17 protein-coding genes and 1 pseudogene are annotated in these 21,942 nt (G+C 64.0%); 9 read left to right on the top strand and 9 right to left on the bottom strand.

Annotated features, from left to right (window positions below):
* Window positions 1–5: 5 nt before the first annotated feature.
* On the top strand, window positions 6–824 hold the full coding sequence (locus tag HB778_RS12370) for a sugar phosphate isomerase/epimerase family protein (RefSeq protein ID WP_183464162.1): 819 nt from the start codon (window positions 6–8) through the stop codon (window positions 822–824).
* Between the two features lie 17 nt (window positions 825–841).
* Here the strand turns inward: HB778_RS12370 and HB778_RS12375 are convergent, their stop codons facing one another.
* The 3 genes from HB778_RS12375 to HB778_RS12385 form a co-directional block, all read right to left on the bottom strand.
* The gene (locus HB778_RS12375; protein WP_183464163.1) at window positions 842–2,104 is read right to left on the bottom strand and encodes an SAM-dependent methyltransferase; all 1,263 of its coding nucleotides are present in this window, start codon (window positions 2,102–2,104) and stop codon (window positions 842–844) included.
* Window positions 2,105–2,487: 383 nt separating this feature from the next.
* Window positions 2,488–3,912, bottom strand: a complete 1,425-nt coding sequence (locus tag HB778_RS12380; protein ID WP_183464164.1) for a pilus assembly protein — start codon at window positions 3,910–3,912, stop codon at window positions 2,488–2,490.
* Window positions 3,913–4,222: 310 nt separating this feature from the next.
* Window positions 4,223–5,092, bottom strand: a complete 870-nt coding sequence (locus tag HB778_RS12385) for a transglutaminase-like domain-containing protein (protein WP_183464165.1) — start codon at window positions 5,090–5,092, stop codon at window positions 4,223–4,225.
* Window positions 5,093–5,261: 169 nt separating this feature from the next.
* Here HB778_RS12385 and HB778_RS12390 point away from each other — a divergent pair, with 169 nt between their 5' ends.
* The gene (locus HB778_RS12390; RefSeq protein ID WP_183465067.1) at window positions 5,262–5,927 is read left to right on the top strand and encodes an HAD-IA family hydrolase; all 666 of its coding nucleotides are present in this window, start codon (window positions 5,262–5,264) and stop codon (window positions 5,925–5,927) included.
* 60 nt (window positions 5,928–5,987) lie between these two features.
* Here HB778_RS12390 and HB778_RS12395 read toward each other — a convergent pair whose 3' ends face one another.
* Complete coding sequence (locus HB778_RS12395) at window positions 5,988–6,209, bottom strand: DUF1674 domain-containing protein (RefSeq protein WP_095204306.1); 222 nt, start codon at window positions 6,207–6,209, stop codon at window positions 5,988–5,990.
* A 105-nt stretch (window positions 6,210–6,314) separates the two neighbouring features.
* Between HB778_RS12395 and htpX the strand changes: the two genes are divergently transcribed.
* The 3 genes and pseudogenes from htpX to HB778_RS12410 all read left to right on the top strand — a co-directional run bounded on the left by htpX (window position 6,315) and on the right by HB778_RS12410 (window position 10,660).
* Window positions 6,315–7,331, top strand: a complete 1,017-nt coding sequence (htpX, locus tag HB778_RS12400; RefSeq protein WP_183464166.1) for a zinc metalloprotease HtpX — start codon at window positions 6,315–6,317, stop codon at window positions 7,329–7,331.
* Window positions 7,289–8,710 (top strand): annotated as a pseudogene (locus HB778_RS12405) (RsmB/NOP family class I SAM-dependent RNA methyltransferase). Before htpX ends, HB778_RS12405 begins: the two are co-directional and overlap by 43 nt.
* 225 nt (window positions 8,711–8,935) lie before the next feature.
* On the top strand, window positions 8,936–10,660 hold the full coding sequence (locus HB778_RS12410) for a heparinase II/III family protein (protein WP_095204309.1): 1,725 nt from the start codon (window positions 8,936–8,938) through the stop codon (window positions 10,658–10,660).
* A 27-nt stretch (window positions 10,661–10,687) separates the two neighbouring features.
* Here the strand turns inward: HB778_RS12410 and HB778_RS12415 are convergent, their stop codons facing one another.
* Window positions 10,688–10,996, bottom strand: coding sequence for a putative quinol monooxygenase (locus HB778_RS12415; RefSeq protein WP_183464167.1), 309 nt, complete (start codon window positions 10,994–10,996; stop codon window positions 10,688–10,690).
* Window positions 10,997–11,144: 148 nt separating this feature from the next.
* Here HB778_RS12415 and purH point away from each other — a divergent pair, with 148 nt between their 5' ends.
* A complete protein-coding gene (purH, locus tag HB778_RS12420; protein WP_183464168.1) occupies window positions 11,145–12,761 on the top strand; it encodes a bifunctional phosphoribosylaminoimidazolecarboxamide formyltransferase/IMP cyclohydrolase in 1,617 nt (538 codons plus the stop codon).
* A 185-nt stretch (window positions 12,762–12,946) separates the two neighbouring features.
* On the opposite strand, the gene HB778_RS12425 is transcribed toward purH, so the two are convergent.
* The 3 genes from HB778_RS12425 to HB778_RS12435 form a co-directional block, all read right to left on the bottom strand.
* Window positions 12,947–14,323 (bottom strand): MFS transporter, encoded by a 1,377-nt coding sequence (locus HB778_RS12425; RefSeq protein WP_183464169.1) that lies wholly within the window; start codon window positions 14,321–14,323, stop codon window positions 12,947–12,949.
* A 49-nt stretch (window positions 14,324–14,372) separates the two neighbouring features.
* A complete protein-coding gene (locus HB778_RS12430) occupies window positions 14,373–15,110 on the bottom strand; it encodes a class I SAM-dependent methyltransferase (RefSeq protein WP_183464170.1) in 738 nt (245 codons plus the stop codon).
* A gap of 87 nt (window positions 15,111–15,197) precedes the next feature.
* Window positions 15,198–19,988: an NAD-glutamate dehydrogenase gene (locus HB778_RS12435; protein ID WP_183464171.1), complete on the bottom strand. Its 4,791-nt coding sequence runs from the start codon at window positions 19,986–19,988 to the stop codon at window positions 15,198–15,200.
* Between the two features lie 136 nt (window positions 19,989–20,124).
* Between HB778_RS12435 and HB778_RS12440 the strand changes: the two genes are divergently transcribed.
* Window positions 20,125–20,688: a peroxidase-related enzyme gene (locus HB778_RS12440; RefSeq protein WP_183464172.1), complete on the top strand. Its 564-nt coding sequence runs from the start codon at window positions 20,125–20,127 to the stop codon at window positions 20,686–20,688.
* A 136-nt stretch (window positions 20,689–20,824) separates the two neighbouring features.
* Window positions 20,825–21,151 carry a hypothetical protein gene (locus tag HB778_RS12445; RefSeq protein ID WP_183464173.1) on the top strand — a complete coding sequence of 109 codons (327 nt, stop codon included), beginning with the start codon at window positions 20,825–20,827 and terminating at the stop codon, window positions 21,149–21,151.
* A gap of 9 nt (window positions 21,152–21,160) precedes the next feature.
* Here the strand turns inward: HB778_RS12445 and HB778_RS12450 are convergent, their stop codons facing one another.
* Window positions 21,161–21,775 (bottom strand): LysE family translocator, encoded by a 615-nt coding sequence (locus HB778_RS12450; RefSeq protein WP_183464174.1) that lies wholly within the window; start codon window positions 21,773–21,775, stop codon window positions 21,161–21,163.
* Here HB778_RS12450 and HB778_RS42770 point away from each other — a divergent pair.
* The gene (locus tag HB778_RS42770; RefSeq protein WP_280515960.1) at window positions 21,774–21,899 is read left to right on the top strand and encodes a hypothetical protein; all 126 of its coding nucleotides are present in this window, start codon (window positions 21,774–21,776) and stop codon (window positions 21,897–21,899) included. The genes HB778_RS12450 and HB778_RS42770 overlap by 2 nt on opposite strands.
* The last annotated feature ends 43 nt before the right edge of the window (window positions 21,900–21,942 follow it).

Consider the following 21,942-nt stretch of genomic DNA (forward strand, 5'->3'; position numbering starts at 1 on the left):
TCCCGATGACCTCCCTGCCCATTCTTGGCGCCGCCATGACGCTTGACGACCTCGAAATCCATCGCGATTGGCTCTTCGAAAAACAGCGCGACCTGGAATTGCAGAGCTTTGCCGAGGCCAGTGTTCTCAACGGCGACTGGGCACCGCTCGCCGCCCGCGCCAGAAAACTTCTCGACGGCCATCAGGGACGGCTCGGAATTCACGGACCTTTCTGGGGCTTCACCATTGCCTCGCAGGACCCCGATATTCGCGATGTCGTCAGCAAGCGTCTGGTCCAGGGTATCGAGGTCTGCGCCGCCATCGGCGCCACGCAGATGGTCGTTCACAGCCCCTATACGACCTGGTCCTATAACAATCTCGACAACAATCACGGTGAGCGCGAGAAAATCGTCGCCTATTGCCACCTCACTCTACGCGATGCCGTCAAGCGGGCCGAGGATATCGGCTGCACGATGGTTCTGGAGAACATCGAGGACAAGGATCCGCATATCCGCGTGGCGTTGGCAGACAGCTTCAACTCCCCGGCGGTCGCCGTCTCGATAGACACCGGCCACGCCTATTATGCCCATGGCTCGACCGGTGCTCCGCCGGTCGATTACTATGTACATGCCGCCGGCAATCGCCTGCAGCACATCCACCTGCAAGATGCTGATGGCTACGCCGATCGTCACTGGAGCCTCGGCGAAGGCATGCTTCCATGGCGCTCGGTCTTTACCGCGCTCGCCAGGCTCGACAGCAATCCGCGCCTCATCATCGAGATCAGGGACAAGTCCAAGATCCCGGCCTCGGCGGCCTACATCGCCTCACTTGGCATCGCCGAGTAAGGCGCGAGCGGCGCGCGCTACCGATATAGATCCGCCCGCGTCGGCGGCAGGCCGCTCGGACCCCGCGCCCGCTTGGTGACGACGGTCTGGAAAATCTGCGCCGAGCCGCGATCGAAGGTGATCGAACAGCCGGTCAGGTAAAGCAGCCAGAGCCGCGCCTTGGGCTCGCCGACCTCGGCGATGGCTTCGCCGAAGCGGGCCTGCAGGCGCTCGGCCCATAGCCTGCAGGTGCGGGCATAATGTTCTCGCAGATTCTCAACGTCGGCGACGAGAAAGCCGTGCGCCTCGAGATTGCCGAGCGTCATGCCGATCGTATCGACCTCGCCGCCGGGAAAGATGTATTTGATCAGCGCCTTGTATTCCGCGCCCTTGCGCAAAGTCTTGCGCGTGCCACCCTTGCCGCGCCTCGTGATGGCGTGGTGCAGATAGATGCCGCCCGGCTTCAGCAGGCGATGGACGGTCGAGAAATAGGTGGCGTGGTTAGCGAGACCGACGGCCTCGAACATGCCGATCGACGAGATCTTGTCATAGCTGCCGTCGAGTTCGGTGTAGGACTTGATGTCGATGGTGATCTTGTCCTCCAGCCCTTCGGCCCGGATGCGCTCGCGCGCCAGCCGGGTCTGCTCCTCGGACAGCGACACACCATGTCCGATCGCACCATAGTGCTTGGCGGCATGGATCAGCATCGCGCCCCAGCCGCAGCCGATGTCGAGTAGCCGGTCGCCCGGCTTCAGCCTGAGCTTACGGCAGATATGGTCGAGCTTGTCCTTCTGCGCCTGGTCGATGCCGTTGGCGAAATCGGTGAAATAAGCGCAGGTGTAGACCATGCGCTCATCGAGGAAGAGCCGGTAGAAGGCGTTCGAAATGTCGTAGTGATGTTCGATCGCCTGCTTGTTGGACCCGCTGACGAAGGGATTTCGCCCGGCAAGATCGGCCCGTTTTGTCATCTGCCGTCGCGAAAACAGGACTGCGGGCAGGTCGCGCAGGATCGCCAGCTTCGGCAACGCCTTCAACCTCAGCTTTCCCTTCGAAGGCAGGGCGTAGAGATCGAACAGCGACCCGTCCTCGACGTCGATCGTCCTCGAAATCCACATCTCGAGCAGCGTCGAGAAATTCGGCCGGCGGGCCAACTGCCAGACGATGTCCTGATCGTTGATGGCAAGCACCGGACCGCCGGCGGGACCGATCCGCTCGCCAGTCCACAGCCGGACGGCAAAGCCCGGCTTCAGCGCCTCGATCACGGTTCGAACGATGCGCGCGGCTCTTTCGGTGGCGTCCATGGTCCCTCCCGTGACCTGATAACGCCATGTTGTCCGTTTGGGCCGTGGATCGCAAGCCGAAGCACGCGGATCTGCCTGGGCGCCTTTTTCAGCCCGGCATCTTGTCATTTGCTGCAACGCACCCCATCATGTCTGTGTGTTCAACAAATCGAAAGGAGGTGATCCGATGTCGAGTGATTTCGTTTTCCAGAACGTGGCCTCAGCGGATTGCACTTTCGGGAAGCAGTCTTCCCGTTAAGGCGCGAGATGCGCGGCAGGTAACCCGAAGGGGTTGCCGCCACAGGCCGCGCCATGGACGGAAACACGGAAGGCCGCCGGCTTCGAAAGAAGCGGCGGCCTTTTCCTTTGGCCAGCGTTGCGAAAGACCAGCTGGTGTTCAAAATTCACTTGGCGATGGTCAGCCGCTCGATGTTCTGCACGATGGCATTGAAGGCGTCATTCAACTCGGAACCCGTGGCCGCCTCGTAATAGTGCTTTAGCGTAGACGTGTCCGCGGTCGAGCAATCCTGGAGCACGCTCTTCGCCTGATCCCGCTCGGTCGATGTCATCGACGGATCGTCGAGGTCGAAACCGATGGTGAAGATCTCGATGCCGTCGCGCTTCATGTTGTCGCAAATGTTTTCGGCATTGCTTCGCGACATCTGCCCGGCATTCTGCGATCTGGGCGCGCCGCGTCCGCCGGCAAAGGCCGTGTTGAACTGGCCGTCCGTCATCAGGATGGCGACCTTGCCGACTTTCCTGCTGTCGAAATTGGCGGGACCGGCACCCAGCCTGGCGTCGACAATGGTCGAGCGCCAGCTAGGTGAAAGCATATAGTAGCCCCATTGCACGGCAATGCCGCCTGCGGTCACGCCGCCAGCCTTGAAACTCGCGATGGTGTTCAGCAGCTTTGCCTTGTCGGCCGAGAGCGGAATGAGCTCCGGCTTCGGACAGCTTCCCATACGATCGTCACGATTGATCTTGGCGAGATAGGTCTTGCCCTGATTGTTCAGGCGCGGCGCCGACGGCCCGTCGGATGAATAATCGGCATAGCCATCCTTGTCCTTGCGCTCGGTGGCGCAGTTGTCGGGCCGCGTGGGCGTGGATGAGTCCACCTGCATCGGCGTGTCCACTGGTGGCGGCAGATTCGAGCCTCCCGGCTGTTCAACGAAAACGCTGTCCGCGAGGCCGCCAGTATTCACCGCCTCGGCATAGGGAACAATGGCCACGCGCACGCGCGGATTCTTCGGGTCGATGTTGTTGTCGAGCAGGTCCTCGACAGCCGCCGAAGCAGCCGTTTGCAGATCGCCGATCTTGTCGGTCTTGGCCCACCAGTTGGCGGCCATCGATCCGGTCACATCGAGCATCATCGCCACTTCGATGGTCTTGTCCGAATAAAGCGATGTTGTCGACGCGGTGACGCGCTTCGTGTCGCCCATGCCGAAGACCGGGAAGAACAGGGCGACATCGACATGGACGTCCGCCTGCACCGTGTTGGCGGTCCTGTCGATGACAAGCTTGTCGAGCACGATCTGGTCGGACTGCAGAATGCCCGCCATGCTGTTGGCCACGAGAAAGTTCTGCACCGCCTTGTTGGCATCGGCTTCCTTGATGACCCCGGTCGTCAGGTCACGCGCCGTCGACGTCACTGCGGCGTCGACCACGCCCTGCAGGCTCGACTTGGCGTTGTAGAGCTGAGAGAGGTTGACCGAGAAGCCGGCGGCTAGCGCCAAGACCGAGGCAGCAAAGCCGAACAGGACCGCGAAATTTCCACCGCTGTGTCTGGCGAACCCGCCGACCGCGTGAACAAGACCCCCGTAATTTCGCATCCAACAGCCTCCGCATGCCTCGGCCTCGTCGCCGCAATGAGGGCGATGCAGGATTCCAGCCGGACGACGCCGTTTATCCGCCAGAACCGGGCGACTGATCTCAAGACATTGTTTTTGTTGGATTTCGCCGCGTGCAAAGGTGAACGACTGGTAAACGGCAAACCACTGATTCCGCCGTGTTTACCGACCGCTTACCATGCTCGAACCGAAGCAATCGCGGAATGCTCCGCGCCGTCCTGTTGCGGCACAGGGTCTATGTGCCGAAGCGGACCACCTGTCCCTCGATTGTGGAACGCGAAACGGCGAAGGACTACGCAAGCATCTGTGCGCTGACCGTCCGGTCGATGCCGTGATGGGGCGGATTGAACAATCTGCCCTCCTGCTCATAGGTCCAGACCTTGAACAAAGCGAGCCGGTGCGGGCCGAAGCTGTGCAGCAAGGGCACGTCGGTGGCGTCGCGGCCGCGCGCGATGACGACACGGCCGGTGCGGGGCCGGTTGTGGCGTGGATCGAACGTGTACCACTTGCCGTCGAGGAACACTTCCATCCAGGCCGAGAAGTCCATCGGCGCCGGATCGATCGGCACGCCGATGTCGCCGAGATAGCCGTTCACATAGCGCGCCGGAATGTTCATGCAGCGGCAGAGCGTGATCGCCAGATGGGCGAAGTCGCGGCAGACGCCGACCCGTTCCTCATGCGCCTGCGCCGCCGTGCGGGTCGAACGGGCATAGCCGTAGCCGAACGACAGCCGGTTGTGGACATAATCGACGATCGCCTGCACCCGCGCCCAGCCGGGCGGCAGATGGCCAAACAGCTGCCAGGCGAGATGGCTGAGATGATCGGTCTCGCAATAGCGGCTGCCGAGGAGATAGCCGAGCACCTCGTCGGGCAATTCGGCCACCGGCATTTCCCGGGCCAGCGTGTTGACCTCGTCCGTCTCGCCACTGTCCTCGATAACTGCATCGTAGAGGATGCGGAAGGTGCCGGCTGGTGCGGTGAAGCGGCGGCAGCCATTGCCATGCAGATCCTGGTAGAGCCTGGTCGGCACCAAAGGCGATGTCAGCACCCGCGTCTGCCGCTTGATGTCGGCCTGCCTGTCCTTGTGGATCTCGAGCAGCGAAATCACCGGAGTGGCCTCGGCGCATTCAATGGCGATTTCGTAGCCGAGCCGGATCAGCATCGCAGGTCCCCTTTGATCGGCGTGAAAAACAATGCCGTTGAAACGCCGCAAGTTGGCTGTGGTTCCCTGGATCGCTCGCAAAATACGCCCGCGTGCCTTTCCATGGCCGCACCTTGACGTTACGGTTGCACTCTCCCTCGACACACTCTCCCGGACTTCAAGGAAAATCATGTTTGCTGGCAGAAAATTCGCGGCCTTCCTTTTCGACATGGACGGCACGCTCATCAATTCCATCGCCTCGGCGGAGCGAGTGTGGAGCGATTGGGCGCGCCGCCATGGCCTCGACGTCGCCGCCTTCCTGCCGACGATCCACGGCGTACGGGCGATCGAAACCATCACGGCCCTGGCGCTGCCGGGCGTCGACCCGGCGCACGAATCCCACCTTCTCCTGAAGGCCGAAGCGGCCGATCTGGACGGCATCGTCCCGATCGCCGGCGCCGTGGCATTTCTCAACGCGTTGCCATCCGAGCGCTGGGCGATCGTGACGTCTGCGCCGCGCGAACTGGCGCTGTTGCGGATGGCGGCGGCCGGCATCCCCGTGCCAGCGGTGATCGTCGCGGGAGAAGATGTTTCCCGCGGCAAGCCGGCGCCCGACTGTTTCCAGCTTGGCGCGAGACGACTGGGCTTCGATGCCCGCGATTGCCTGGTGTTCGAGGACGCTCCGGCCGGTATCGCGGCGGCAGAGGCCGCGCAGGCTTCGGTCATGGTGATCAACGCAACCCACGCGCACCCGATACAAACGCCGCATGCCGCGATCGCGGGCTACGACAATGTTGGCATCACCGTCGACGAGCGCGGCTGGATTGCGCTTGAACCACAGCGCAACGCTGCTTGAAGCACCGGAGCGCGGGCAACCACCGTTTGCAGGCCGGCATCACCTGAATATCGGCACATTCTAAAAATCGCTGGTCAGGCCTTTGACTTCCCAGTCGCCGTAGCGGCCGGGTTCCTTGCCGCCGCGGCCGCCGATTTCCCGGGGCAGCGCGGCTTCCTTCTGGCGATAGTCTTGCCGCCGTGCCTCGGCTTCCGCCAGCGCGCGGCGGGCGGCGGGCGTCAGTTCTTTTGACGGCGCGCCGTCATCCCGGCCGGCGGGCGTTTTACTGGTTTCGTCGGTCATGCGATATTCCGCGCGGATTGAAACAGGGGCAGGCGTTTCCCATCATATAGCCATGAACCCAAGACGATCGACCCCTTTTTGCCACCGACTCGACAGGAGCAGACGATGAACACCCTTCGCACCGCCATGCTTCTTGCGGCGATAACGGCTCTGTTCATGGGCGTCGGCTTTCTGATCGGCGGTTCGGGCGGCATGATGATCGCGCTGGTGATCGCCGCCGGCACCAATCTGTTCAGCTACTGGAATGCCGACAAGATGGTGCTGTCGATGAACCGTGCCGTCGAGGTCGACGAGAAGAACGCGCCGGAATATTACGCCATTGTCCAGGCACTGGCCAAGCAGGCCGGGCTGCCGATGCCCAGGACCTACCTGATCGACAATCCGCAGCCGAATGCTTTCGCCACCGGCCGCAACCCGCAGAACGCGACGGTCGCCGCCTCGACAGGCCTGTTGCAGCGGCTGACCCATGAAGAGGTCGCGGCTGTAATGGCGCACGAGCTCGCCCACGTCCAGCATCGCGACACCCTGACCATGACCATCGTCGCCACCTTTGCCGGCGCTATCTCGATGCTGGGCAATTTCGCTTTCTTCCTCGGCGGCAATCGCGACAACAATCCGTTCGGCTTCGTCGGCGTGCTGGCGGCGATGATCGTGGCGCCGTTTGCCGCGATGATCGTGCAGATGGCGGTGAGCCGCACCCGCGAATACGAGGCCGACCGGCGCGGCGCCGAAATCTGTGGACACCCGCTGTGGCTGGCATCGGCGCTTGACAAGATCGCCCGGGGAGCAGAACGCATCCCCAACCCCGATGCGGAACGCAATCCGGCGATGGCGCATCTCTTCATCATCAATCCCCTGCACGGCGAGCGCATGGACAATCTGTTCTCCACCCATCCGAGCACCGACAACCGCATCGCGGCCTTGCAGGAGATGGCACGGCAGATGGCAGGCGGCGGCACCCAGGCCGCTCGCCCGGCGCCGGCGCCCCGGCAGGCCGAGGAACAACAGCCGTCCGGCCCGTGGGGCCAGGTCGCGCAACCGGAGTTGCCGGCGGAGCCTGAGAAGCCGAAGTCCAATCCATGGGGACGCAACCCGACCGGGCCCAAAGGCCGGTGGTCGTGAGCGTGGCAGCACCTCGACGCACAGGTTCAGGCGATCAGGATCATAGAGACGGCGGCGAATTCGTCGCCGGCCTCGCCGCCCGCAAGGCGCGGCGCGGCTGCTTGCCGCCGTCATCGATGCCAGGACGCCGCTGGACGGCCTGACTGACCACGAGAACGGCCACCCGCAATACAAGGCGCTCGATTTGCGCGACCGTGGCCTGGTGCGCGCCATTCTGGTCACCGCGCTGCGCTTCCGCATGACCATATCAGCCCTACTCGCGCGCAGGCTGGAAAAGCCGCTGCCGCCCAACGCCACCGCTTTGTCGCACATACTGCATGTGGCGGCGGCGCAAATCCTGTTCCTCGACATTCCCGACAGCGCCGCCGTCGACCTCGCGGTGACGCACGCCAAGTCCGATCCGCGCACGCAGCGCTTTTCCGGCCTCGTCAACGGCGTGCTGCGCACGCTGGCGCGTGCCAAGGACACAGAACTGCCCGCCGCCCTTGCCGCCACCGACGAAGCGCCAAAATGGTTTTCCGACCGGCTGAAAGCCTCCTATGGCCCTGATAAGGCCAGGCAGATCCTCGAAGCCCATCGCATTGAGGCGCCGGTCGACTTCTCGGTCAAGGCCGATCCCGAACTCTGGGCTGAAAAACTCGGCGGCATCGTCCTGCCGACCGGCACGGTGCGCGTGGAAAACCTTGCCGGGGCCGTCACCGAACTGCCCGGCTTCGCCGAAGGCGCCTGGTGGGTCCAGGATGCCGCGGCCAGTCTGCCGGCACGGCTGTTCGGCGATGTCAGCGGGTTGCGCGTCGCCGATCTCTGCGCCGCGCCCGGCGGCAAGACCGCCCAGCTGGTCCTGGCCGGCGCAAAAGTCACCGCCGTCGACACCTCGAAGAACCGCTTGGCCCGGCTGGCGCAGAATCTCGACCGCCTCGGCCTGTCGGCCGACATCGTCCAGGCCGACTTGCTCAAATACGAGCCCACGGAGCTGTTCGACGCCGTGCTGCTCGATGCGCCCTGCTCGTCGACCGGCACGGTGCGCCGGCATCCCGACGTGCCATGGACCAAGACGGCGGCCGATGTCGAAAAGCTCGCCGACCTGCAAAGGCGGTTGCTCGCCCGCGCCGTCACGCTGGTCAAACCCGGCGGCCGGATCGTCTTTTTCCAATTGTTCGCTCGACCCACTCGAAGGCGAGGATCTTTATCGCGCTTTCCTCGAAGGGACGCCTGATGTCGTCGACGATCCGCTGCGTCAAGGCGAGGTCGCCGGCATCGATTCGTTCCTGACGGCACAAGGCACGCTGCGCACCACCCCCGCCGATCTCGACCTCGGGGCGCCGGAGCGCTCGGGCCTGGACGGCTTCTTCGCGGCGCGCATGCGCCGAGCCGGCTAATGCATGCCGCCCAAAAGTGCATAGCGGTTTTGGGGTAACCGACATGCATGGACCAAAAGCAAATCGCGTCGCATCGCGCGGCGCTATTTGACTTAACCGGCAGAATTTGCTGACTTTTTTAGGGGAGGGTATGGGGCGCCGGACCCATTCCCAGGAATTCGCCTTCGCACGACTCGTTCAATCATGTAAACTCCACGCCGGGGTAGAGGACGACCAGGAGGGCTTTTGGCACTTGCTGCCGGCAACACGACGCGTCTGTGGACGCTGGTCGCGAAGGAGTTCTGGCGCAAGACGCGCCGGCGCCTGCGTGCCGGGCCGGTCTATCGCTGGCGCTATTCCGGCCGCACGCCAGAACGCGTCCTGATCGCGCCACCGGACCTGCGGCTGGCCGACCCGCAGATCGCGCTTGAGATCTATTACGGCCGCTATCCCCTGTCGGGGCATCTGGTCGAGACCGGTGGCAAGTCGCCTTTCCAGATCAACGTGCCCAACCATGGCTGGCAAAAGACGCTGCATGGTTTTCGCTGGCTGCGCCACATGCGCGCCGCCGGCACCGAACTTGCTGCCGCCAATGCACGTGCCCTGGTGTCCGACTGGATCGCCATGCATGGCAACAACATTGCCGGCATTGCCTGGGAGCCCGGCACGACGGCCAAGCGCATCATCGCCTGGTTGCAGCATTCCTCCGTCGTGCTGCAGGGCGCCGAGTTCCCCTTCTACCGCGCCTTCCTGAAGTCGCTGGCCGTCCAGATCCGCTATCTCAGGTCGATGGCGCGCGAAATGCCCGACGGCAAGGACCGGCTGCGTGCCCGCATCGCGCTCGCCTTCGCGGCGCTGTCCCTGCCGGCGCCGGCTTCGGCGCTACGCGGCGCCACCCGCAACCTCGCCGAGGAACTCAACCGCCAGATCCTCGCCGATGGCGGCCATATCTCACGCAATCCGATGTCGGTGCTGGAAATCCTCGCCGACCTTTTGCCACTGCGCCAGACCTACGCCAACCAGGCGGAAACCCCGCCGCAGGCGCTGATCGGCGCCATCGACCGCATGCTGCCCGCGCTGCGCTTCTTCCGCCACCAGGATGGCAGCCTCGCCCGTTTCAACGGCATGGGCGCCACCATCCATGACCGCATCGCCACCATATTGCGCCATGACGACACCGCCGGCGCGCCGCTGCTGCACGCGCCGCATTCGGGCTATGAGCGGCTGTCGATGGGCGGCGTCACCGTCATTGCCGACACCGGCCTGCCGCCGCCGGTCGACGTGTCCAACGCCGCACATGCCGGCTGCCTCGCCTTCGAACTGTCGTCGGGCCGCCAGCACTACATCGTCAATGCCGGCATCGACACCTATGGCGCCGCCGAGTTCCGGCCGCTGGCCCGCGCCACCGCCGCACACTCGACCGCCACCATCAACGACACCTCGTCGGCGCGCTTCAGCCATTCGCTACGCGTCAACGACCTGCTCGGTTCGCCGCTGATCGGCGGTCCGCAGAATGTGCAGTGCAAGCGCATCGACCAGAAGGGCGTCCAGGGCTTCATTGCCCGTCATGACGGCTATGTCCCGCGTTTCGGCTTCCTGCATGAGCGTGAGCTGAAGCTGTCGACGAATGGCAATGTGCTGGCCGGCAGGGACCGGTTCCAGCGCCCCGGCAATGCCGCGATCCGCAACAATGGCCGTGACTTCATCACCGTGCGCTTCCATGTCCATCCCGACATCAACCTTTTGCAGGACGAACACGATCGCCTGGTGCTGACCGCCGACCAGGCCGACAGCTGGGTGTTCACGGCAAGCGAAGTGGTGCCCGAGGTCGAGGAATCGATCTATTTCGCCGGTCTTGGCGGACCGCGCCGAAGCCGGCAGATCGTGCTTGCCTTCAAGGCGTCCGACGTGTCTGAAGTCCACTGGCAGCTGACGCGCACCAGCATTGCCGGCTACCCGGAAAACAACTGATTTGCCGCGCGAAGGCGGCCGGCTCGCTCAATGCTGCTGCGGGAGACCGAAGGCGTCATAGGTGCTGAGCATCGGCGGACCGGCGAAGGCGAAGCGGATCTTGTCGGCCATCGCCGCCGCCTGACCGCTGCGGTCATAGCGCTCCGCATCCTCGACGGTGCTCCATACGGTGATTGCCATGAACGCGTCGCGCGCCTGGTGCTGCTGCAACAGCACGGCGCTGATGTTGCCGGTTGCGGCGCGGATAGCAGGGATCGCCTCGGTTTCGTAGATCGCCCGCAACCGCTCCGTCGTATCCGGTAACGCCGTGAACTGGCCAATGCGGACAAATGCCATCGGTGTTCCTCCATCGCGAGGAGATCAGCCTACATCCGAGGCCGGCAAATTGCATATCAAACCGCCGAATGGCGCACGACGCTTGATTTCCTGATGTCATGTGCTACGGCGCGGGCTTGCCCCTCCAGCCGTGAAAGGCCGCCAGCCCATGGCCGTCGCCGCCAAGAACATTCCCGCACCGGATCTCGTTCCCGTACGCCGTGCCTTGCTTTCGGTGTTCGACAAGACCGGCCTCATCGACTTCGCCAGGGCATTGGCCGCGGCCGGTGTCGAGCTGGTCTCGACCGGCGGCACCGCCAAGGCGATCGCCGAGGCAGGCCTGGCGGTACGCGACGTCTCCGAGCTCACCGGCTTTCCCGAAATCATGGATGGCCGCGTCAAGACGCTGCATCCTTCCGTGCACGGCGCGCTGCTTGGCGTGCGCGACGACCCCGAACATGCCGCGGCCATGCGCAAATATGGCATCGAGCCGATCGATCTCCTCGTTTCCAATCTTTATCCGTTCGAGGAAGTCCGCCGCTCCGGTGCTGATTACGCATCGATCGTCGAGAACATCGACATTGGCGGCCCGGCGATGATCCGCGCCTCGGCCAAGAACCACGCCTATGTTGCGATCGTCACCGATCCCGGTGACTACGCCTCGGTGCTGAACGCGCTGGAAATGAACATCGGCTCGCTGTCGCTGGATTTCCGCAAGAAGCTGGCCGCCAAGGCCTTTGCCCGCACCGCCAGCTATGACGCCGCGATTTCCGGCTGGTTCGCCGAGGCGCTGGAGATAGAGCATCCGACCTGGCGCGCCTTCGGCGGCAGGCTGACCGAAGTGATGCGTTATGGCGAAAATCCGCACCAGAGCGCCGGCTTCTACGTCAATGGCGACAAGCGGCCGGGCGTCGCCACCGCGCGGCAGTTGCAGGGCAAACAGCTGTCCTACAACAACATCAACGACACCGACGCCGCCTTCGAACTGACTGGCGAGTTCGATCCTGCCCGCTCCGCCGCCGTCGCCATCATCAAGCACGCCAACCCCTGCGGTGTAGCCGAGGGCGCCTCGCTGAAAGCAGCCTATGCCAAGGCGCTCGCCTGCGACCCGGTCTCGGCCTTCGGCGGGATTGTCGCCTTAAACCGCACCCTCGACGCGGAAGCGGCGCAAGAAATCGTGAAGACCTTCACCGAGGTCATCATCGCGCCCGATGCGACCGACGAAGCCCGCGCCATCGTGGCCGCGAAGAAGAACCTGCGCCTGCTGGTCACCGGCGGCCTGCCCGACCCCCGTTCGGCGGGCACGACGGTCAAGTCCGTTGCCGGCGGGATGCTCGTCCAGGGTAGGGACAACGCCGTGGTCGACGATCTCGACCTGAAAGTGGTGACCAAACGCGCGCCCACGCCGACCGAGATGGCCGATCTCAAATTCGCCTTCCGCGTCGCCAAGCACGTCAAGTCAAACGCCATCGTCTACGCAAAAGACGGCGCCACCGTCGGCATCGGCGCCGGCCAGATGAGCCGCGTCGATTCCTCACGCATCGCCGCCCGCAAGGCGCTTGATGCCGCGGAAGCAGCAGGCATGGCTGAGCCACTGACCAAGGGCTCGGTCGTCGCCTCCGATGCCTTCTTCCCCTTTGCCGACGGCCTGCTTGCCGCGGTCGCAGCCGGCGCCACCGCCGTGATCCAGCCGGGCGGCTCGATGAACGACAAGGACGTCATCGCGGCGGCTGATGAGCACGGCATCGCCATGGTGTTTACGGGCGTGAGACATTTCCGGCACTGAGCGCGCCCTCTTCCTTCTCCCCTTGTGGGAGAAGGTGGCCTCGCGAAGCGAGGTCGGATGAGGGGTGTTCCAGCTTGGCGATAAGGTCAAAATCGCCACCGCCTCATTCCGTCACGCACCCCTCATCCGTCTCGGCGCTACGCGCCGATCCACCTTCCCCCACAAGGGGGAAGGTGGAGGCGCTACTATTCCACCGGCTGATCCGCCGGATATGGCGTCTTGACCAAAATCGCCATGCCTATCGCCAGGAACAGGATGATCACCGCCATGCCGAGCCGTGCCGAATCGCTGAGCGCGGTGATCGTCGCCACCAGGAACGGCGCCAGAAAACTGGTTGCCCGGCCGGCCAGCGCGTAGATGCCGAAATAGCGGCCGGATTCCGCCGCCGTGACACTGCGTGCCATGTAGGAGCGCGACGACGCCTGCACCGGGCCGAAAGCGAGGCCGATCAGCAGGCCGTATAGGATGTAGGCCTTCTCGGCCGCCGTGCCGAACAGGCCGCCGGAATCGGTGGTCGAGAGCTGGATCAGGCCGAGCAGCGTGAAGCCTGGGCCGGTCGAGATGACGCCGATGGTGGCGATGGACAGCATGACCAGCGCGATCATCACCACCGCCTTGGAGCCGAGCGCGGTGTCGAGGCGGGCCGCGATCCAGCAGCCGAAGATGGCGACGATATTGAGGATGATGCCGAACATGCCGATCTCGGTGATCGACCAGTGGAACATGCCGGCCGCGAAAGTGCCGCCGAGCGCCAGCAGCGCATTGACGCCGTCCTGGTAGATCATGCGGGCGACGAGGAAGCGGAAGATGCCGCCGCGCTTGCGCACCTCGGCCAGCGTGGATTTCAGCTCCGACAGGCCCTCGCGCACCGCCGGCCCGATCGGAATGCCCTTGATCGCATCGGGAGTGAAGAAGAACATCGGCAGGATGAACAGGAAATACCAGCCGGCCGACAGCGGCCCGGTGGCGCGCGCATCTTCCCCCAGATGCGGGTCGAGCCCGAACAGCGGGGTGATGCCGATGATCGTCTTGCCGGTCTCCGGCGAGCCGGCGAGGCAGGTGACGACAAAGATCAGCGCGATCATCCCGCCGAGATAGCCGAGCCCCCAGGCCGTGTTGGAGATGCGGCCGATCTCGCTCTTCGGCACCAGCCGCGGCATCATCGAATCGTTGAACACGGTGGAGAATTCCGCCGCCACCGAAGCCAGCGAGAACAAAGCCACAATCAGGAACAGGTTCGAGCCGGGTGCGGCAAACCAGAGCAGAGCGAGACTGGTGATCTTGATCGCCGCGAAGAAGGCGATCCACGGCTTGCGCGGCCCGGTCTGATCGGCGATCGAGCCGAGGATCGGTGACAGCACGGCAATGACCAGCCCGGCCGCGGCGATACCATAGCCCCAGACCGCCTGGCCGGTGTTGGGATCGCCAGCCATGCGCGAAACGAAATAGGGGCCGAAGATGAAGGTGGTGACGACCGTGAAGAACGGCTGCGCTGCCCAGTCGAAGAACATCCATCCCCAGATGCCGCGCCCGGACGCACGCTGCACTGTCTCTACCGCCATGATGATTCCCCCGGCCGCGCCCGTATCGGGCGCCATGTCTGCATTTTTTTTATGACGGCGCAAATGCGGCCGGCTTCCTGCCCGCAACCGCTGTAGCGCAGCCGAAGAAGAAGCGTTTAAACGCGACGTCCAGCCCCTGGCCTTTCAGTATTTCGGCAAAAGCCGAGGCGTCGCCGAAATTCGTCGAATACGTGCCGATCCTCGCGAAATCCTGCGCCCCCCTGAGCAGCGTTCTTTCGACCAGTGGCAGCATGACCTTCAGATGGAAGAGATAGAGCGGCCTCAGCCACCATCCCCGAGGGTCGGATGCCTCGATCATGCAGAAGACGCCGCCGGGCTTGAGGCAGTGCGCGACCAGCTTTGCGAGCTTCGCATGCTGCTCCCCATTGAAGGTCTTCAGTCCGAACGTGGAAATGATGAAATCGGCGCTTTCTTTCGGCAGGTCGCTGGCCAGAACGTCGTCCTCGATGAAGGCGATCTTGTGGGCGCGATGCGCGTGCAGTCGCTCCATGGCGCGGTGATGCATGCCCGATGAGATATCGACGGCTGTTATCGCCCCTATGCCGGGAAAGCGTTTGAGTAGGTGCGGCCAGACCTCGCCGGTGCCGGCCATCAGGTCGTAGCCCTTCGGCTCCGGAGCAGGCGGCTCGGGCATCAACTCGACGCATTGTCGGCGCCAGCGCTCGGTAAAGCCGAATGAACATATCCAGCTGAACGTGATGTACTGGCCGGAGCAGCGGTCGAAGACACCTTTGACGAATTGTGGGTCGTAGATGTCTTCGCTCATGGCCGGGGGGTCATCTCAAGGCCGAGCGGCCGCAAGGAATGCCCAACTGACCGCTCGCCCCAAAGCTTGCCCAATGACATCCTGTCTCTACATCCCCGTCAGATCGCTCATCAGCCCGGACGCCACCGACAGCCGCGACACGGTGATGTCGCCGCCTTCGGTCAGCGCCTGCAGCCGCTCGCGGATACGTGCCACCCGTTCGCCGCCGGCTTCCAGCCAGGCCGCCACCGGATCGGCCGTCTTGGCATGGCCAGTGAGGGCCGCCACCGCAATGCCGCGCCGTGCAGCACCAATCGTGTCGGTGGCGCGCGACAAAGCGAGCTGATCATAATAGTCCGACGGCGTGATCGAGCGCGCCGCGTCCTCGACGCGCGGGATACGGAAGGCATCGCTGACGGCGAAGAACGCCTTGGCCGCGGCGACGATGTCGGCATTTGCCATCCGCGCGGTCAGCGCGATGTCTGGGATCAGTTCCGCCACCTCGCTCAGCGCCAGTTGCTCGGCCAGCCGCTCCGGTGCGCCGGCCTTGAACAGCCCGTGCCGCTTCTCCTCGATCCGCTCGCGCGAGAAGGCCGGCAGCAGCGAAACGAGCTTCGGCTCCAGCGCCTTGCGCGCCTCCTGCAACTCGGCGATGCGCTGGCCGAGGGGTGCCGTGCCGGCATCGTTCTTCAGATACCAGCCGCTGGTCACATAGATCAGCCGGCTGACCATCTGATAGAGATCGAGCTGCACCTGGCCGTCGATCTGATTGTCGAGCGCGTCGATCTCGCGATAGAGCGCCGGCAGCGCAAAGCCGTCGCGCACCACGGCGAAGGTGCGCACCACATCGGCGGCGGTGCGTCCCGTGGCTTCCTGCAGCCGGTTGACGAAGGACGGACCACCGCGATTGACCAGATCGTTGGCGACGACGCGGGCGATGATTTCGCGGCGCAGCCGGTGGCCATGGATCTCAGCGGCGTATTTCTTCGCCATCCGGTCGGGGAAATAGCCCATCAGGTCGCGGTCGAAATGCGCATCGTCAGGCACGTCGCTGGCGACGATGTCGGAAAACAGCACGATCTTGGCATAAGCGAGCAACACGCCGAGCTCGGCTCGGGTCAGCGGCTCGCCGCGCGCCTCGCGTTCGGCGAGTGCGGCCGGTGACGGCAGCGTCTCGACCACACGGTCGAGCAGGCCGCGCGCTTCCAAAGCCGTCATGAAACGGCTTTGATGTGCAATGTCGGCAAGGCCGCGCTTGCGGGCGATCGAAAGTGCCAGCGTCTGCTGATCGTTGTTCGACAGGACCAGCCCGCCGACCTCGTCGGTCATCTCCGCCAGCAGCTTGTTGCGGGCCGGGCGCGTCAGCGATCCCTTGCGCATGGCCGACGCCAAAGCGATCTTGATGTTGACCTCGACGTCGGAGCAGTTGACGCCGCCGGAATTGTCGATGGCGTCGGAATTGCACCGCCCGCCATTCATGCCGAACTCGATGCGCGCCCGTTGCGTGACGCCGAGATTGGCGCCCTCGCCGATCACCTTGGCGCGCACGTCGAGCGCGGTGATGCGGATGGCATCATTGGCGCGGTCGCCGACCTCGGCATTGGTTTCGGTGGAGGCCCTCAAGTAAGTGCCGATGCCGCCGAACCACAGAAGATCGACCGGCGCCTTGAGGATGGCGGTCATGATCTCGGCCGGCGTGGCGGTGGTCTTCGCCAGGCCAATCGCCGCCGCTGCCGCCGGCGGCAAGGTAATCGACTTCTGGCTGCGCGAGACGATGACGCCGCCTTCCGACAGCTTCGACTTGTCGTAGTCCTGCCAGCTCGAACGTGGCAAAGCGAACATGCGCTCGCGTTCGGCCATCGAGGCCGCCATGTCAGGATCTGGATCGATGAAGATGTCGCGATGATCGAAGGCGGCGATCAGCCTTGTCTGCGGCGACAACAGCATGCCGTTGCCGAACACGTCGCCCGACATGTCGCCGACACCGACGACGGTGAAGGGCGAGGTCTGGATGTCGCGGTTGATCTCGCGGAAGTGACGCTTGACCGCTTCCCAGGCACCCTTGGCAGTGATGCCCATCTTCTTGTGGTCGTAGCCGGCGGAGCCGCCGCTGGCGAAGGCGTCGTCGAGCCAGAAGCCATGCTTCTCCGAGATGGCGTTGGCGGTGTCGGAGAAGGTCGCCGTGCCCTTGTCGGCGGCGACGACGAAATAGGGATCGTCCTGGTCGCGCCTGACAACGCCAGCTGGCGGAATAACCCCGTCCAGGCCGATATTGTCGGTGATCGACAAAAGGCTGGAGACGAAATTCTTGTAGGCCGAGGTGCCTGCCTCGAAGATCGCGTCGCGGCTGCCGCCCGTCGGCAGGCGCTTGGGGAAGAAGCCGCCCTTGGCGCCGACCGGCACGATAACGGCGTTCTTGACCTGTTGCGCCTTGACCAGGCCGAGCACCTCGGTGCGGTAGTCCTGGGCGCGGTCCGACCAGCGCAGGCCGCCGCGCGCCACCGGGCCGAAGCGCAGATGCAGGCCCTCGACCTCGGAACCGTAGACGAAGATCTCGCGCCACGGCCGTGGCGCCGGCAGACCCTCGACCGCCTGCGATTCGAGCTTGATCGCCAGCGACTGGCCTTTCTGCTTCGTATCGGCAACGAAATGATTGGTGCGCAGCGAGGCTTCGATCAGATTGAGGTAGCGGCGGATGATGGTGTCGTCATCGATGTTGGGCACATCTTCCAGCGCGTCCTTGATCTTGGCCTTGAGGTGCTTTGCCGCCACCACGCCTTCCGTCTCGGCCGTCGGCCCGAGCCGGGCGATGAACAGCGCGTGCAGGCCGCGAGCGATCTCGGGATAGCGGTTGAGTGCCGCAGCGATGAAATCCTGGCTTTGCGGAATGCCTACCTGCTGCAGATAGCGGCCATAGGCGCGCAGGATGGTGATTTCGCCGGACCACAGGCCGGCGGTCTGGGCCAGCCCGTTGTAGCCGTCATTGTCGACATCGCCGCGCCACACCGACAGGAACGCATCCTCGAACAGCGCGCCGCCATCGGTAAGGTCGATCGGCTTGCCGTAGCTGTTCTCCAGCTCCATGTCGTGGATGAAGACCATGCCGGACTGGTCGTCGCCGACCTCGAAGGTGCGCTCGCTGATGACGCGGAAGCCGATGTTTTCCAGCACCGGCACGCGCCGCGACAGCGCCACCGGGCTGCCATGGTGATAGATCTTCAGCGCCGCCTGATGCGGCTTCTGCTCGGCGTGGCGGTAATAGTCGATGGCGATCGGATTGTCGGCGCTGATCCCAGCGATGCGCCCGGCATCGACCAGCGCTACCGCGGCGCTGAACGAATCGCGGTAGCTTTCCGGCAGCCTTGCGGCGATGGCCTTCAACGCCTGGTCGCCGCCATCGGCATCCGCCGCGTCGGAAAGGGCGTCCTCCCAGGTGCGCACGATGTCGCGGATCGCCGCCTCGATCGTCGCCTGCTCTACCTTCGGCGTCTTGCCGCCGGAGCGGCCGATGATGAAATGCACGCGCGCCAGCCCGCCTTCGGGGAAGGCCGGATAGTAGGCCGACAGCCGGCCCTCGAACACGGTCTTGAGATAAGCGCCGACCTTCTCGCGTACGACGCTGTCGTAGCGGTCGCGCGGCACGAAGACGAGGATCGAGACGAAGCGATCGAACTGGTCGGCGCGCACCAGCGCCCGCACACGCGGCCGCTCGATCAGGCCGAGAATGGCAGCGGCGTGCTTGCGCAGGATCGGCACCGGCACCTGGAACAGTTCGTCGCGCGGATAGCTTTCCAGCACGTTGATCAGCGCCTTGCCGGAGTGGTCGTGGCGATCGAAGCCGGACTTGGCGATGATGGTTTCGGCCTTTGACCGCAGATACGGGATCTTCATCACCGAGCGCGTGTAAGCGGTCGATGTGAACAGGCCGACAATGCGCAACTCGCCGGCGAGCGCGCCTTTGGCGGTGTAGGTCTTGACGCCGATGTAATCGAGGTAGATCCGACGATGCACCAGCGACTTGGCGTTAGCCTTGGTGACGATCAGCGGCTCCGGTCCATGCAGGAAGGCGCGAATCTCGGGCGTCGTCGTCACCGCTTCGGTGCCGCGCCGCAGCACCAGCACGTCGGGGTCAGAAAGAATGCCGAGGCCGGGCTTGTCGGCGCGCTCCAGATTGCCGCTTTCCTCGCCGCCTGAGTATTTGAACTCGCGCATGCCAAGGAAGGTGAAATTGTCGTCGCGCAGCCACTCCAGGAAAGCGATCGCCTCGGCGACGCTCTTCTTGTCGAGCGGCACCGCCGAATAGCGGAATTCCGAGATCGCCTGGTCGAGGCGAGCCAGCATCGGCTTCCAATCGTTGACGGCGGCGTGCACCTGGCCGAGCATCTTGCGCAGCCGCTCGGTCAAGCCGTTCGCCGCCTCCGCTGTCAGCCGCGGTATATGGACGTGGATGACGCTCAGCCGGTCATGATTGCCGTCGTCCTTGGCGAAATTGCCGTCGCCGAGGATTTCCTCGACACCGCGTTTGCCGTGGCGCACGGTGATGACCGGATGGGTGACGAGCGTCGGTTCGCCTGATGTCTCGGTGATCTCGCCGAGGATGGAATCGAACAGGAACGGCATGTTGTCGTTGACGACGGTGATGACCGTCACCGGCCGACCTTCGCGAACGACGCCCGAATCGGTCTCCACGGCAACGACGCACTCACCCTTCTTGTGGCCGGCCACCGCCTGGCCGGCGAGGTCGGCGGCGCGTTCGAGGGCGGACACGTCATAGGCGGCAATGTCTTCGGCCGGCGCGCGGGCGAGCAGGTAATCGGCAAGCCTTGATGGCTTTTCCTCGGTCTTTGCCGCTGATGTGGCTTTTTTCTTCGGCTTCGCTGCGGATTTCACGCTGGCCATGACGCTATTCCCTCCCGTCGAATGCTTTTACGACTATCGTAGCAGATGACCGCTGTTTGGCGACAAAGGTTTGACGGCTTGCCAAGAATTATCCGAATTCGGCGGCAGGCCACCGCCCAAAGAGGAGAAACGACCCATGACCGGCAAAATCACCGCACTCGATCTGGCCTCGGGAGAGTTGAGCGAGGCGACGAAAACCTATTTCGCCAAATGCGAGGAGAAGCTCGGCCTGGTTCCCAACGTGCTCAAGGCCTACGCCTTCGACGACAAGAAGCTGCGCGCCTTCACCGACATGTACAACGACCTGATGCTGGGTGAGTCAGGTCTGTCGAAGCTGGAGCGCGAGATGATCGCGGTCGCCGTCTCCTCGATCAACCATTGCTACTACTGCCTGACCGCCCATGGCGCGGCGGTGCGCCAGCTGTCCGGCGATCCGGCGCTCGGCGAGATGATGGTGATGAATTTCCGCGCCGCCGATCTGTCCCCGAAACAGACAGCAATGCTCGAATTCGCCGTCAAGCTGACCGAAGAGCCGGCCAAGATTATCGAGGCCGACCGGGCCGCGCTCCGCACGGCAGGCTTCAGCGACCGCGACATCTGGGACATCGCCTCGACCGCGGCCTTCTTCAACATGTCGAACCGGGTGGCGGCGGCAATCGATATGCGCCCGAACGACGAATACCACGCCATGGCGCGGTAGGGTTCGCATCCAATGGCCCATCGCGCCGTATATTAGCGACCACGCATTCTCGTTGCTTGTTTGCCGGTTTGGTCCGATGATCGGCAGGCGGCATGACCGCATGCCGGTTCGATGCCGCTCATCAAGGGAGGAGAACATGGCGAAGTTTCTTTACGTCTATCATGGCTCCGGCAAGATGCCGGCGAGCGAAGCCGAGCGAAAGGCGATGACCGACGCCTGGACAGGCTGGTTTGGAAAGCTTGGCACGGCTGTTGTCGATCCAGGCAATCCGGTCGGCACGTCGAAGACCGTCCTGCCCGGCGGCAAGATAGAAAACAACGGCGGCAGCAACCCGACCGGCGGCTACTCCATCATCGAGGCCAGGGATATCAACGATGCCGCCGAGAAGGCCAAGGGCTGCCCGATGCTGGCCATGCCAAACTGCAACGTCGAGATCGCACCGATCATCAATATGATGGGCTGACGCCTCGCCTCAGGATCGTGCCGCGATCGCCGCCGCGGCACCGGCCATTGTCGTGGCGCTGATGCGGTTGGCGATCTTCATGGCGCGCTTGCTTTTCAAGAGCTTGCGCGCCTGCGAGGCGGCGAGCACCCAGGCGACATCGATGGCGATCAGCACCACCGCCATGGTCGCCGTCAGTTCGATCCAGCCGACGATGCTGACCGAAGCGAGGTCGATGATGGTCGGCAGCAGTGCCAGATAGAACATCATGATCTTGGGGTTGCCGAGCGTGACAGCCATGCCGGCGAAGAACAGTTTTATCGCCGAATCCTCGCGCGGCATCTCGCCTTCTTTGGCATCGACAGGCGCCGTCCACATCTTCCAGGCAAGGTAAGCGAGATAGGCGACACCCACCCATTTCACGACAACAAAGGCAAAGTGAAAAGTCTGCGCCACCACGGCCAGTCCGAACACGGCCAGCGACAGCCAGATGCCCTCGCCGATCCACATGGCGAGCAGGAACGGAAACACGTCGCGAAAACCCTTGGAGATGACGCGCGCGACCAGTGCCGCGATCGATGGGCCGGGCGAGCCGGCCGCAACGAACAGCGCGGCGGCGAAGATCAGGAGCGAGGTGAGATGCATGGCACTGCCTTCCAAGCGGTTGAAGGACGGACGATATCCGATCGACATCACCGCTTGCAACGTCGGCGGCAGCAGATCCCAGACCGGCTCCGCATTCGGCCATGCCCTTGACTGCCATGCCTGACTTGCAGTCAGGTTGATCTTGCCGAGCAGGCGGGAGGAGGAGC

Source organism: Mesorhizobium huakuii (assembly GCF_014189455.1).
In the GTDB taxonomy this organism is placed as follows: Bacteria; Pseudomonadota; Alphaproteobacteria; order Rhizobiales; family Rhizobiaceae; genus Mesorhizobium; species Mesorhizobium huakuii_A.